This is a genomic window from Nonomuraea sp. ATR24, assembly GCF_041950485.1.
GTDB lineage: Bacteria > Actinomycetota > Actinomycetes > Streptosporangiales > Streptosporangiaceae > Nonomuraea > Nonomuraea ceibae.
This window is the reverse complement of the sequence record NZ_JBGNUU010000017.1, coordinates 112,180-125,073: the sequence shown is the minus strand read 5'-3', so window position 1 is coordinate 125,073 and position 12,894 is coordinate 112,180. Positions and strand designations below refer to the sequence as shown.

At 71.5% G+C, this 12,894-nt stretch carries 14 protein-coding genes; 7 read left to right on the top strand and 7 right to left on the bottom strand.

The genetic code is table 11. From position 1 onward, the window contains the following. Nucleotides 1-155 precede the first annotated feature (155 nt). From ACBI99_RS33370 to ACBI99_RS33355, 4 genes are all read left to right on the top strand, one after another. Nucleotides 156-1,670, top strand: coding sequence for an N-acetylmuramoyl-L-alanine amidase (locus ACBI99_RS33370; RefSeq protein WP_219501615.1), 1,515 nt, complete (start codon nucleotides 156-158; stop codon nucleotides 1,668-1,670). 96 nt (nucleotides 1,671-1,766) lie between these two features. Continuing rightward, a complete protein-coding gene (locus tag ACBI99_RS33365) occupies nucleotides 1,767-3,269 on the top strand; it encodes a sugar ABC transporter ATP-binding protein (protein ID WP_375074271.1) in 1,503 nt (500 codons plus the stop codon). After that, the gene (locus tag ACBI99_RS33360; protein ID WP_357583190.1) at nucleotides 3,259-4,221 is read left to right on the top strand and encodes an ABC transporter permease; all 963 of its coding nucleotides are present in this window, start codon (nucleotides 3,259-3,261) and stop codon (nucleotides 4,219-4,221) included. The genes ACBI99_RS33365 and ACBI99_RS33360 overlap by 11 nt, the downstream gene beginning before the upstream one ends. Before the next feature lie 12 nt (nucleotides 4,222-4,233). Continuing rightward, nucleotides 4,234-5,145 (top strand): D-ribose ABC transporter substrate-binding protein, encoded by a 912-nt coding sequence (locus tag ACBI99_RS33355; protein ID WP_308125639.1) that lies wholly within the window; start codon nucleotides 4,234-4,236, stop codon nucleotides 5,143-5,145. 6 nt (nucleotides 5,146-5,151) lie between these two features. Here the strand turns inward: ACBI99_RS33355 and ACBI99_RS33350 are convergent, their stop codons facing one another. The 3 genes from ACBI99_RS33350 to ACBI99_RS33340 are packed head-to-tail and all read right to left on the bottom strand — an operon-like array spanning nucleotide 5,152 to nucleotide 7,693. Further along, a complete protein-coding gene (locus tag ACBI99_RS33350; protein WP_246644229.1) occupies nucleotides 5,152-5,958 on the bottom strand; it encodes a DUF1206 domain-containing protein in 807 nt (268 codons plus the stop codon). Nucleotides 5,959-6,005: 47 nt separating this feature from the next. After that, the gene (locus ACBI99_RS33345) at nucleotides 6,006-7,187 is read right to left on the bottom strand and encodes a hypothetical protein (protein ID WP_357583189.1); all 1,182 of its coding nucleotides are present in this window, start codon (nucleotides 7,185-7,187) and stop codon (nucleotides 6,006-6,008) included. Continuing rightward, nucleotides 7,184-7,693 (bottom strand): SigE family RNA polymerase sigma factor, encoded by a 510-nt coding sequence (locus tag ACBI99_RS33340; protein WP_357583187.1) that lies wholly within the window; start codon nucleotides 7,691-7,693, stop codon nucleotides 7,184-7,186. Before ACBI99_RS33340 ends, ACBI99_RS33345 begins: the two co-directional genes overlap by 4 nt. A gap of 234 nt (nucleotides 7,694-7,927) precedes the next feature. Here ACBI99_RS33340 and ctaD point away from each other — a divergent pair, with 234 nt between their 5' ends. The 3 genes from ctaD (at nucleotide 7,928) to ACBI99_RS33325 (ending at nucleotide 10,112) form a co-directional block, all read left to right on the top strand. Beyond that, a complete protein-coding gene (gene ctaD, locus ACBI99_RS33335) occupies nucleotides 7,928-9,502 on the top strand; it encodes a cytochrome c oxidase subunit I (RefSeq protein WP_219501667.1) in 1,575 nt (524 codons plus the stop codon). 74 nt (nucleotides 9,503-9,576) lie between these two features. Next, nucleotides 9,577-9,804 carry a hypothetical protein gene (locus ACBI99_RS33330; RefSeq protein WP_357583185.1) on the top strand — a complete coding sequence of 76 codons (228 nt, stop codon included), beginning with the start codon at nucleotides 9,577-9,579 and terminating at the stop codon, nucleotides 9,802-9,804. Between the two features lie 23 nt (nucleotides 9,805-9,827). Then, the gene (locus ACBI99_RS33325) at nucleotides 9,828-10,112 is read left to right on the top strand and encodes a hypothetical protein (RefSeq protein ID WP_219501594.1); all 285 of its coding nucleotides are present in this window, start codon (nucleotides 9,828-9,830) and stop codon (nucleotides 10,110-10,112) included. On the opposite strand, the gene ACBI99_RS33320 is transcribed toward ACBI99_RS33325, so the two are convergent. The 4 genes from ACBI99_RS33320 to ACBI99_RS33305 all read right to left on the bottom strand — a co-directional run bounded on the left by ACBI99_RS33320 (nucleotide 10,055) and on the right by ACBI99_RS33305 (nucleotide 12,867). Next, complete coding sequence (locus ACBI99_RS33320) at nucleotides 10,055-10,588, bottom strand: hypothetical protein (protein WP_357583183.1); 534 nt, start codon at nucleotides 10,586-10,588, stop codon at nucleotides 10,055-10,057. The two genes, ACBI99_RS33325 and ACBI99_RS33320, sit on opposite strands and share 58 nt — an antisense overlap. Before the next feature lie 68 nt (nucleotides 10,589-10,656). After that, the gene (locus ACBI99_RS33315) at nucleotides 10,657-11,139 is read right to left on the bottom strand and encodes a metallophosphoesterase family protein (RefSeq protein WP_219501591.1); all 483 of its coding nucleotides are present in this window, start codon (nucleotides 11,137-11,139) and stop codon (nucleotides 10,657-10,659) included. A gap of 562 nt (nucleotides 11,140-11,701) precedes the next feature. Then, on the bottom strand, nucleotides 11,702-12,319 hold the full coding sequence (locus ACBI99_RS33310) for a hypothetical protein (RefSeq protein WP_375074270.1): 618 nt from the start codon (nucleotides 12,317-12,319) through the stop codon (nucleotides 11,702-11,704). Next, nucleotides 12,316-12,867: an RNA polymerase sigma factor gene (locus ACBI99_RS33305; RefSeq protein WP_375074269.1), complete on the bottom strand. Its 552-nt coding sequence runs from the start codon at nucleotides 12,865-12,867 to the stop codon at nucleotides 12,316-12,318. The genes ACBI99_RS33310 and ACBI99_RS33305 overlap by 4 nt, the downstream gene beginning before the upstream one ends. Nucleotides 12,868-12,894: the final 27 nt, after the last annotated feature.

The following is a 12,894-nucleotide window of genomic DNA, read 5'->3' as shown; positions in this document are numbered from 1 at the left end:
AATAGTTTTCACCACATTGGCGGGGGCCCAACCTAGCCCGCCAGCCTCTTCGCGCGGGCGGAAAGTTTCCTTTAATACCTAAGTAATGTCAATTATCGACATCAGTCATGGAACGGCCTTACTGTGCGACCGATACCCCCCAACGAGGAGCGCCCATGACTCTCGCCCGAACGCGATTAGTGGCCCTCACGGCCGCGGTCATCACCTCCCTCATGGTCCTCGCAGGTCAGCCGGCCCTGGCCCAGCACACCGCCAACCCCCTGTCCGAAGCCTTCGACCGGGCAGCCGCCGCGCACGACGTCCCCCGGGACCTGCTCGTCGCGCTCGGATACGCCGAAACCCACCTCGACGGCCACAACGGCGAGCCCAGCGCCAGCGGCGGGTACGGCGTAATGCACCTGGTGAGCAACCCCACCAACAAGAGCCTCGAACAGGCCGCCGAACTCACCGGCCAGCCCGTCGCCAAGCTCCGCAAGGACGACGCGGCCAACATCCTCGGCGGCGCCGCCGTGCTCCGCGCCCACGCCGACAAGCTCGGCCTCGACGAGGCCGCCCGCGACGACATCGGCCGCTGGTACCAGGCCGTCGCCGCGTACGGCAACGCCACCTCGCCCGAGCTGTCCCGCCTGTACGCCGACGCCGTCTACGAGAGCCTCGGCCTCGGCCTCCAGGCGCGCGGCGTGACCGTCGCCCCGCAGGAGGTCACCGCCGACCGAGGCGCGCTGGCCGACGCCCGCGACCTGAACGCGCAGGCCACCGTGGCCAGCGCCGACTACCCGCCCGCCGCCTGGGTCGCCGCCAACTCCGGCAACTACACCGCCTCCAGCCGCGAGTCCAGCTACAACATCGACCGGGTGATCATCCACGTCACCCAGGGCTCGTACGCCGGCACCATCTCCTGGTTCCAGAACCCGAGCGCCAACGTCTCGGCCCACTACGTGATCAAGTCCTCCAACGGCGCCGTCACCCAGATGGTCCGCGACAAGGACATCGCCTGGCACGCGGGCAACTGGACGTACAACACCCGGTCCATCGGCATCGAGCACGAGGGCTGGGTCGACGACGCCTCCTGGTTCACCGACGCCATGTATCGCGCCTCGGCCGCCCTGACCAAGCACCTGTGCGACAAGTACGGCATCCCGAAGACCCGTACCGGCATCATCGGCCACAACGAGGTACCCGGCGCCACGCACACCGACCCGGGCCGGCACTGGAACTGGACCACGTTCATGAACTACGTCAACGGCGGAGGCGGCACTCCGACGTGGACCACGACCGTGGACAACTCCAGCTCCGGCTTCACCGCCAGCGCCAACTGGGGCACCTCGGCCTACTCCAGCCAGCGGCACGGCACCGACTACCGCTTCGCCGAACCGGTCGCCGCCAGCGACCCGGCCTGGTACTCGGCCGCCATCCCGAGCGCCGGCACGTACCGGGTGGAGGTCTGGTATCCCAGCGATCCGGGATACAACAGCTCGGCCCCGTACATCGTGGCCACGGCGGGCGGCAACCAGACCGTGTACGTCGACCAGAGATCCGGAGGAGGCGCCTGGCGCAGCATCGGCACCTTCTCGCTCAACGCGGGAACGCAGAACGTGGTGGGCGTCAGCAGATGGACGTCCGGCACCGGGCTGGTGATCGCGGACGCGGTCCGCATCTCGCGCGTCTGAGTCCTGAAGTGAAGTCCCCGGCCCGTGCGCGGGCCGGGGGCTTCACCGCTCCCACCTGCGGGTTTGACGTCGGCGGGGGCGGAAAGATCCCTCTGAGTGAGCGAGGCGATACTCCGGGCGGAAGGGCTGACCAAGTCCTTCCCCGGCGTGCGCGCGCTGGACGGGGTCGATCTGAGCCTGCGCGCGGGCGAGGTGCACGTGCTGCTCGGCGAGAACGGCGCCGGGAAGAGCACGCTGATCAAGATCCTGTCCGGCGCGTACCGGCCGGACGAGGGCCGCGTGCTGATGGACGGGCGGCCGGTGGAGATCCGCGACGCCGGTGACGCGCGGCGGCTCGGCATCTCGACCATCTACCAGGAGTTCAACCTGGTGCCGGACCTGTCGGTGGCGGAGAACCTGTCGCTGGGCAGGCTGCCGCGCCGGTTCGGGCTCGTCGACACGGCCGCGATGCAGCGCCGGGCCCGCGAGCTGCTGGAGCGCGTGGACGTGCGGGTCGACCCGCGCACGCCGGTCCGCAGGCTGGGCATCGCCCGCATGCAGATGGTGGAGATCGCCAAGGCGCTGTCGCTGGACGCCCGGGTGCTGATCATGGACGAGCCGACGGCGGTGCTCACCACCGGCGAGGTCGGCAAGCTGTTCGCGATCGTCCGGCGGCTGCGCGACGAGGGCGTGGCGATCGTGTTCATCACCCACCACCTGGAGGAGATCGCCGAGATCGGCGACCGGGTGACGGTGCTGCGCGACGGCCGCTCGGTGGCCGAGGTGCCCGCAGGCACGCCGCAGGACGAGCTGGTCAGGCTCATGGTGGGCCGGCCGGTCGACCAGCAGTTCCCACGCCGCCCGGCCGAGCTGGGCGAGCCGCTGCTCAGCGTGCGCGGGCTGACCCGCAGGGGAGCGTTCGACGACGTCTCGTTCGAGGTGCGGGCGGGCGAGGTGGTGGGGCTGGCCGGGCTGGTGGGCGCGGGCCGCACCGAGGTCGCCAGGGCGGTGTTCGGCGCCGACCGCTACGACGCCGGCGAGGTGTTCGTGCGCGGGCGCCGGCTGCCGCCGCACGACGTGCACGCCGCGATGGAGGCCGGGCTCGGGCTGGTGCCGGAGGACCGCAAGGGGCAGGGCCTGGTCCTGGGCGCCGGCATCGGCGAGAACCTGGGGCTGGTCACGCTGCGCGACGCCACCAGGGCCGGGTTCGTGGACCTGAAGGGCCAGCGCACCGCGGCGGCCCGGGTCGCCGAGCAGCTCGGCATCCGCATGACCGGCCTCGACCAGGAGGTCCGCACGCTGTCGGGCGGCAACCAGCAGAAGGTCGTCATCGGCAAGTGGCTCGCCGCCCAGGCGGGCGTGCTCATCCTGGACGAGCCGACACGCGGCGTCGACGTGGCCGCCAAGGTCGAGATCTACCAGCTCGTCAACGCCCTCACCGACTCGGGGCACGCGGTGCTGATGATCTCCAGCGATCTGCCGGAGGTGCTCGGGATGAGCGACCGCATCCTCGTCATGGCGCGCGGCCGGCTCGTCGGCGAGCTGCGCGCCGACGAGGCCACCCAGGACGGCGTGATGGCGCTGGCCGTCACCGACGTGGCGGGCTCTCGTGCGGAGTAAGCAGGGCGGGACCGACAGCCGGTCGTCGGCCTGGCTCGCCGAGAACGGCGCGATCGCCGCGCTGGTCGTGCTCGTCATCGCGCTGTCGCTGCTGTCGTCCGACTTCCTCAGCCTGACGAACCTGCTCAACGTGGGCGTGCAGGCGGCCGTGACCGCCATCCTGGCGTTCGGCTCCACGTTCGTCATCGTCACCGGCGGCATCGACCTGTCGGTCGGCTCGGTCGCGGCGCTGTCGGCGATCACGCTGGCGTGGACGGCCACCGAAGGCGGCCTGCCGTGGCCGGCCGCCGTCGTGCTCTCGCTCGCCACCGGCGTGGCGTGCGGGCTGGTCAACGCCGTCCTGATCGCGTACGGGAAGCTGCCCCCGTTCATCGCCACGCTGGCCATGCTCGGCATCGCCCGCGGCCTGGCCCTGGTCATCTCCCAGGGCAGCCCGATCTCCATGCCGGAGGCGGTCTCCCACCTGGGCGACACCGTCGGCCGGTTCCTGCCGATCCCGGTCCTGGTGATGCTCGTCATGGGCGTCGTCGCCGCGATCATCCTCAATCGGACCTTTCCCGGCCGGGCCATGTACGCGATCGGCGGCAACGAGGAGGCCGCCCGGCTGTCCGGGATCAAGGTCAGCCGGATCAAGCTCATCACCTACGCGCTGTCCGGCGCGTTCGCGGCGGTCGCCGGCGTCGTGCTGGCCAGCCGGCTGGCCTCGGCGCAGCCGCAGGCGGCGGCCGGCTACGAGCTCGACGCCATCGCGGCCGTCGTCATCGGCGGCGCGAGCCTGTCGGGCGGCAAGGGCCGGGCGCTCGGCACGCTCGTCGGCGCGCTCATCCTGGCCGTGCTGCGCAACGGGCTCAACCTGCTGTCGGTCTCGGCGTTCTGGCAGCAGGTGGTGATCGGCGTGGTCATCGCGCTGGCCGTCCTCGTCGACACCCTGCGCCGCCGGGGAACGAACTAGAAAGGCACGATCATGCGGATTCCCGCGATAGTCATGGCGCTCGCGCTCGGCCTGGCCGCGTGCGGCGGCGGGGGCGGCGACGGGCTGGAGCTCGGCATGTCCGTCTCGACGCTGAACAACCCGTACTTCGTCCAGCTCCGCGACGGCGCCCAGGAGCAGGCCGACAAGCTCGGCGCGACGCTCACCGTCACCGACGCCCAGAACGACGCCTCCCAGCAGGTGAACCAGGTCCAGAACTTCACCAGCCAGAACATGAAGGCGATCATCCTCAACCCGGTCGACTCCGACGCGGCGGCGCCCGCCGTCACCGCGGCCGAGCGCGTCAACGTGCCGGTGATCGCGGTGGACCGCGGCGTCAACGGCGTCGAGGTGGCGCAGACCGTCGCCTCCGACAACGTGGCCGGCGGCAAGCTGGCCGCCCAGGAGCTCGCCAAGCAGATGGGCGAGCAGGGCCAGGCCGTCGTCCTCCAGGGCACCCCGGGCACCTCCGCCTCCCGCGACCGCGGCCGGGGCTTCGAGGAGGGCATCAAGGCGTTCCCGAACATCCAGGTCGTGGCCCGGCAGCCGGCCGACTTCGACCGGGCCAAGGGCCTGGACGTGATGACGAACCTGCTCCAGTCCCACCCGGACGTCACCGGCGTGTTCGCCGAGAACGACGAGATGGCGCTGGGCGCGATCCGGGCGCTCGGCAGCCGGGCCGGCAAGCAGGTCAAGGTCGTCGGCTTCGACGGCACCCCGCACGGCCTGACCGCGGTCAAGGACGGCACCCTCGCCGCCACCATCGCCCAGCAGCCGAGGCTGCTCGGCCAGCAGGCGGTGGAGGCGGCGGTCAAGCTCGCCAGGGGAGAGCAGGTGGAGAAGACGGTGGCCGTCCCGGTCAAGGTGGCGACCAAGGCGAACGTCGGGGAGTTCGAGACGTCCTGACCCCGGTCAGGTGCGGCGGTAGCGCGACTCGCCGAAGCAGTAGCCGGCGAACAGCATCAGCCCCACGGCCACCAGCACCAGCAGCCACGGCCCGACGGGGGTGTCGGCGAACGCGCGGAGCGTCGCGTCGATGCCGCCCGCCTTGTCCGGGTCGTGGGTGAGGGCCGCCTGGACGACGAAGATCCCGGCCAGCCCGGCGATGGCGCCGCGCGCCAGGTAGCCGGCCACGCCGAGCTTCTCCATCACCGAACGGGTGCGCGGCGACATGCGGCCCAGTTCGAGCTCCTCCCGGAACTTCTTGGTCACGCCCTGCCGGATCCAGTAGACGCCCAGCGCGACGATGCCCAGGCCGATCACGCCGACGAGCAGCTGCCCGGCGGGCAGGTCGAGCAGCTTGCCGGTGACGTCCTGCGACTTCTGGTCCTCCGAGGCGGCGCGGCCCACCGTCAGCACGCTCCACAACGTGAAGACGATCAGCGCGTACACGACCGTCTTGCAGGCCGCCTCGGCCCGGTCCAGCGGGCGCAGGTGGCCGAACAGCACCTCGGACGCCTGCCACAGAGCCAGCGCGGCGAAGCCCGCCACCATCACCCACAGCAGCACGGAGCCGAACGGCAGCTCCGCCACCGTGGTGATCGCGCCGCCCTTGTCGGCCTGCTCTCCCCCGCTGCCGAGCGCGATCTGGATCGCGAGCACGCCGATCAGCGCGTAGAGCACGCCCCGGCAGGCCAGCCCCACACGGGCGAGCCTGTCGAGCGCGGGGGTGTCCGCGGCCCTTCTGGCCGCGGCCCTGGCGTTCTGCGCGGTAGTCAAGGGGTCCTCCTCGGGGGTCGGGGGACCTCCACCTGCCCGCGAACGCGTCATCTAGGCGTGAGCACCCACTGCCAGCCCTCCTCCTCGGCCCGCGCGTCGTGGTCGCCGGTGAGCCGCACCACGTCCCGGCCGTCCACGCTGACCAGGGCGAGAGCGGCGCGGAACTCGTTCTCGCAGGCGCCGGCGCAGGCGAGGGCCAGCGCGTGCCCGTCGTCGGCCCAGGCGAGGAGCTGGAGGACCCGCTGCCGGCCGACGACCGCGCCCGTCCGCCTGTCGGTGATCGAGGTCGGCAGGCCGGGGTCGCCCAGCACCAGCCTGCCGTCCGGTGACACCTTCGACAGCCCGCCCTGGCTGACCAGGTCGGGCGGCGCGGCCTGCGGCGTGCCGTCCGGGCTGTGGTAGAGCCTGCCGGGGCTGGTGTCGACCGGCGTCCAGATCAGCGAGCCGTCGAGGCTCCAGCCCAGGTCCTGGCGCGTGTTGCCGTTGCCGGGTTGCGCGCCTCGCTCCAGTGGCGGCATGGCGTGGAACTCGACCGTGCCCGCGGGCACGTCGGCGATGACGTAGCCGGTGCGGGCGCTGGGAGGAAGCAGCCGGCTGTTCGGCCCGTTCCGCTGCCAGGTGTCCGGGTAGTCGGCGTAGCTCGTGGCCAGCAGCCGCGTGCCGTCGGGCGACCAGGAGAGCGACGCGACGTCCCGGCCCAGGTCGATCCAGGTGATGAACTGCCGCGTCTCCATGTCGAGGATGCCGGCCCGCCGGCCCATCACGTCCCCTTCGAGCACCGCCGCCACCCGCAGGCCCGGCGCCACGTCGAGCCAGGCGTACGACGTCCGCTCGTAGCCGCCGGTACGCGGGTCGTACAGCCACCAGGTGCGCCGCAGCCGCTCCCGGTCGCCGCCGAGCTTCTCCACCCGGTGCGTGCAGTACGCCGAGACCGCCACCCGGCCGGCGGCCACCAGCTTCGTCGGCCGCATGCTGCCCGGGTCGCCGCGCACGTCCGTGGGCGCGGGCGAGGGCCGGGGCGGCAGCGTGACCCCGTCGGCGGGCCGCACGGTCGCCGGCCGGCCCGTCAGCACGACCGCGACCACAGCGACCGCCACCGCGAAGGCCAGCACCGCAGCCGCGACGGCGGGCTTCCTGGAGCGCTTGCGCAGCGCCCGGTCGGCCAGGTCGTGCGGCACCCGGGCCTGCCCGGCCCACTCCCGCATCGTCTCCCTCAGCAGCCTGCTCATACGGCGGCCTCCAGTTCCTGTGCGAGCTCCGGGGCGAGCTGCCGCAGCCGGGCCAGCGAGCGGTGCGCGGTGCTCCTGACCGTGCCGACCGAACAGCCGAGCAGCCGCGCCACCTCGTGGTCCGGCAGGTCCTCGAAGTAGCGCAGCACCAGGACCGCGCGCTGCCGGGCGGTGAGCCTCGCCAGCGCGTCCCGCAGCACCAGGCGCAGCTCGCTCTGATGGGTACGGTCGAGTCCCGGCATGTCGGGCACCGCGTCCCGGACGACCTCGCCGCGCCGCACCGCCGTACGCCACCAGCTGATGTTCTGCCGGTACATGGTCTGCCGGGCGTAGGCCTCCGGCGCCGCCACCCGCCGCCACCGGCCCGCCAGCTTCGCCAGCGCCGCCTGCACCAGATCCTCCGCCGCGTGCTGGTCCCCGCCGGTGAGCAGGAAGCCGAGCCGCATCAGCGCGGGCGAGCGCGCGGCGACGAACTCGCGGAAGACCCTTTCGTCCTCGGCGTCCACGTCACCTCCCAGAGATCGTCCTTCGTCCCTGAGACGCTCCCGAACGCGCCCCACTATGCCTCTTGTGGGATTTTCGTGGGCCTAGCGTGGCATTACCCCGGGTAGTCACGCACGTACGGCCCGCGTACTAGGGGGAACCAGGTGACGATCCACAAGCCGTCCAGCGGCGAGCCGCTGACCTCGCCGCTCGCCCCGGTCAAGAGCCACCGCACCGGGGCGGTGCTGGTCAGGTGGATGACCACGACGGACCACAAGGTCATCGGGTACCTGTACCTGATCACCTCGTTCGGGTTCTTCCTGGCGGCCGGGGTCATGGCGCTGCTCATCCGGGCCGAGCTCATGCAACCCGGCCTGCAACTGGTGAACACGGTGCAGTACAACCAGCTGTTCACCATGCACGGCGCGATCATGCTGCTGCTGTTCGCCACGCCGCTGTTCGCCGGGTTCGCCAACGTGATCATGCCGTTGCAGATCGGCTCGCCCGACGTGGCCTTCCCCCGGCTCAACATGGTCAGCTACTGGCTGTTCCTGTTCGGCGGGCTGATCGCCGTGGCCGGGTTCTTCACGCCGGGCGGGGCGGCCGACTTCGGCTGGTTCGCCTACACGCCGCTGTCGACGTCGGAGTACACGCCGACCGTCGGCGGCGACTACTGGATCATGGGCCTGGTGCTCAGCGGCCTCGGCACCATCCTCGGGTCGGTGAACTTCTTCACCACCATCGTGTGCATGCGGGCGCCGGGCATGACGATGTTCCGGATGCCGATCTTCACCTGGAACGTGCTGCTGACCAGCATGCTCGTGCTCATGGCGTTCCCGGTGCTGGCGGCGGCACTGCTGGCGCTGGAGGCCGACCGGCGGCTCGGCACGCACATCTACGACCCGGAGAACGGCGGGCCGATCCTGTGGCAGCACCTGTTCTGGTTCTTCGGCCATCCTGAGGTGTACATCATCGCGCTGCCGTTCTTCGGCATCGTGACCGAGGTGCTGCCCGTGTTCAGCCGCAAGCCGATCTTCGGCTACATCGGGCTGGTGGCCGCCACCATCGCGATCGCCGGGCTGTCGATGACGGTGTGGGCGCACCACATGTTCCCCACCGGGCAGGTGCTGCTGCCGTTCTTCTCGTTCATGACGTTCCTCATCGCGGTGCCCACAGGTGTGAAGTTCTTCAACTGGATCGGCACCATGTGGCGGGGGCATCTGACGTTCGAGACGCCGATGCTGTTCGCGATCGGGTTCCTGGTGACCTTCCTCCTCGGCGGGCTGACCGGCGTCATCCTGGCCTCCCCGCCGCTCGACTTCCACATCAGCGACACGTACTTCGTCGTCGCGCACTTCCACTACGTGGTCTTCGGCACCGTCGTGTTCGCCATGTTCGCCGGGTTCTACTTCTGGTGGCCCAAGATGACCGGGCGCATGCTCAACGACCCGCTCGGCAAGGTCCACTTCTGGATGCTGTTCATCGGCTTCCACACCACGTTCCTGGTGCAGCACTGGCTCGGCGTGGCCGGGTTCCCGCGCCGCTACGCCGACTACAGCGCCGTCGACGGGTTCACCGACCTCAACCTCATCTCCTCGCTGGGCGCGTTCCTGCTCGGGCTGTCGACGCTGCCCTTCATCTACAACGTGTGGATCACCGCGCGGCGGGCGCCCCGCGTGACCGTCGACGACCCGTGGGGCTACGGCGGCTCGCTCGAATGGGCGACCTCCTGCCCGCCGCCCCGGCACAACTTCACCTTCATGCCCGCGATCCGCTCCGAACGGCCCGCCTTCGACCTGCACTACCCGCACACCTCCGGGCGCGACGACTGACCCCTACTTTGGTCACCCCGGCCGATACGGATGACCGATCGTCCGCCGGGGCCCGCGTGCCTAGCGTTGCCGGCATGCGGAAAACCATCCAGGTCGTGGGGCTCGTCCTCGCGCTCCAGGGCGCCAGCGGGGCCATCGACCACCTCGCCGTGCAGCCGTTCTTCGGCGTCTTCCTGAACTTCTTCAACCGGGTGATCATCCCCCGGGTCGACATCCTGACCGGGTACGAGCTCTTCGCCAACCTCGCCCTGGCCGCGATCGGGGTCGTGCTCGTCATCGCGGCCGAGCGCGCCCCCGCCTGACCCCCCGCCGCGTCAGGCCGGCCGTGTCGGCGTGGTCCGTCCAGGTGCCCGCGCCCAGGAACGGCGGCAGCCCGTTCGACGGCAGCGGCGTCGGCGGGTTCGCGGCCGGGGCCGGCCAGCCCGCACAGCCGAGGCGGTGCCACACGCCCATGTCCGGCAGGTTCGGCGAGAGCCGCCGGCCGAAGCGCCGCGCGATAGCCGGCGCAGCCCGCGTGACGCAGGACGGCACCCCCGAGGCCGCGCCCTGGGGCTACCGGGCGACCGGCGCCCGTTCCGCCAGCACCACCGGCGCCGACAGCACCGAGTGACGCTCACCCTCCCGGCCCGCCAGCACCGACACGAACGCGTGCTTGCCACACTCCGTCGTGCACCCCACCAGCACCGAAAGCTGGAACACCCCCGCCCGCAACGGCTCCGCCCGAACCTCCGCCCGGCCGTGCAACGCCTCCCAGCCGCGCAACACCGCGCCCGCCCTGCCGCTCACGTCGATCAGCCACACGGCCTCCTGATCGGCGGGGACGTCCACCTCCATCACGCTCGGCGCCGCCACCAGCTCACCCAGCGTCACCCCGGACACGGCCACCTCACGCTCCCGCGACTCCTGCCCCGCCAGATAGCGGACACCGTCGACGGTCAACTCCGGCGCCGGCTCCAGCTCGTCACCCCGAGCACGAGCCACCTCACGGGTCACCACCTGCAGGAACCGTACGCGCACGTCCACGGTGTCGGCCGGGCCGGCCTCGATCAGGCACTGGGTCCGCGTCTGCCACGGATGGTCGTCCATCGTCAGCCCCGTCCGATACATCACTGTGTGTAACCGACATACCGCACAACGTTCCCCGGCAAACCCGGTCACGTCACCGCGACGATCTTCGCCTCCACCAGCTCCCCGCCGTCCACCTCCAACACCCCCACCGTCCCGTACGGCTGCCGCCGCCGATCCGTCGGCGACCCGGGATTGAAGATCCGGAACTCGCCGGCTGACTCGTCCAACGGAATGTGCGAATGCCCGAACACCACCAGATCCGCCGCCGGGAACCGCCGCCGCATCCGCCCCAGCCTGCCCTTCGCCGGGCCGCTGTCGTGGATCATCCCCACCCGCAACCCGGCCAGCTCCAGCTCCAGCGTCTCCGGCGCCACCACGTCCGGGCCGTCGTTGTTCCCCTTGACCACGTGCACGGGCGCGTACTCGGCCAGCTCGTCCAGCACCGGCCGCACGCACACGTCCCCGGCGTGCAGGATCACCTCCGCACCACGCAACTGCTCGGCCACGCGCGGCGGACACGACCGCCAACGCCGCGGGCCGTGCGTGTCGGCCAGCACCACCACCCTCATCCCCTGCCCTTACCCCCAACGGCAAGGTCCTCGCCCACGGCGCTCCGCGCTCCCCTGCTCGGGCTCCCTCCAGTGGGGGGCCCAGCCCCCCACACCCCCGGCAAGGGGCCTCCCGGCCCCCTGCAGCCCCGGCGTGGACCGGGGCGCTCGGTCCAGAGGGACCGGCCACCCGGCAGCACCCGCTCACGGGGGTGACGGAGTCAGCGGGCCGGGCCCTCGACCCACGGCGGACCGAGACGGGCCCTCGCCCCAAGGCGGACCGGCCACCCGGCCGTGCCCGCCCACGCGGAATCCCGGAGGCCAGCATGCCGGGCAAGGCACTCGACCCAAGCCGGACCGAGACGGGCCTTCGCCCCCGAGGGGGACCGGCCACCCGCCAGCACCCGCTCACGCGGAATCCCGGAGCCCTACAGGCGGGGCCGGACGCTCGGGCCAGGGGGACCGGCCGCCCCGGGCCGGGCGCTCGGCTCGGAGGGACCAGGTCGCAGAACCCGGTCGCCTGGGTTCGCGGGCTGCCCCTAGCAGTCATGGCCCTGGCCGGGCGGGTGCGGTTTTCGGTGGGTCAGCTACCCGCGGGAGAAGGCCGGCCGGGGCGGTCGGCATCGTCCCAGAGCGGGTCGTCGACGACCACGCAGGGCTTGACCTGGCCTTCGACCACGTAGGCCGCGAGCTGCCACTGGACCGCCGGCTTCGCCGCCTCGGCGGCCCCGTCGTTCCTCTCGGTGAACGCCATCACCAGGGTCTGCCCGGTGCCGACGTGCCGGGGGTCGATGGTGAGCCCCTTACCGGGACGCAGGCGTACGGCCTTGTCCGATGCGGAGCCCTCCCACTCCTCCGGGGACGCGCCGCCGACGATCTTGCCCCTGTTCCCCTCGCAGGACTTGCCGGGCTTGAGGTACGTGATGTCGGCGGGTACCTTCAGCCTTTCCAGGTCCCGTTCCAGCTTGTCGGCGTCCCTGAACTCGTTGAGCTGGACGTTGATCGTGCCGTCGGCGTTCTCGGCCACGGCGTACGCGGGCTGCTCCGACCCGGTCAGCAGCGGCACCGCGATCGCCGTGACCGCGGCCAGGCCGGCCACCGCCGCCCCGGTGAACAGGCGGCGACGGGTGCGGTGACGCCGTTCGGCACGGGCGGTCATCTCGGCTTTGAGCTCCATCAGTATCTGCTCCTCGAATCTCATCCTGGTGCTCCCTCCATGACCAAGGGCAGTGCCTGCAGCTTGCGGCGGGCGCGGTGCAACCGCACCTTGGCGGTCCCCGGCCGGATGCCGAGGGCGATCGCCGCTTCGGTGACCGTGAGCTGGTCGACGACCACCAGTTCCAGCACGGCGCGTTCGCGTTCGGACAGGTCGGCCATGGCCTTGAAGACCTCCCTGGCCGATCTCTCGGCGTCGATGCGTTCTTCGAGCCTGGCTAGGTCGTCGGTGTCCAGGACGCGGCGGCCGCCCACGCGGTTCGTCAGCCGCGACTCCTTGAATGCCCGGCGCCGCTCGCTCGACAGCGTGTTGCGCGCCACGCCGTACAGCCATGCCTGTTCGGGCCCGAGCCCGGGCTGGTAGGTGCGGGCGGAGTCGAGCACCGCCAGGAACACCTCGGCCACGAGATCGGCGACCGTGTGCGGATCGTCGACCCGCCGAGCGAGGAAAAGGGTGATCGCGTCGACGTGCCGCCGGTAGAAGGCTTCGAACGCCACCTGATCTGTAGCGATCTCCGCCCGTTTGCGATGCACCGGCATGCTCCCTTCGTCATCTGACAT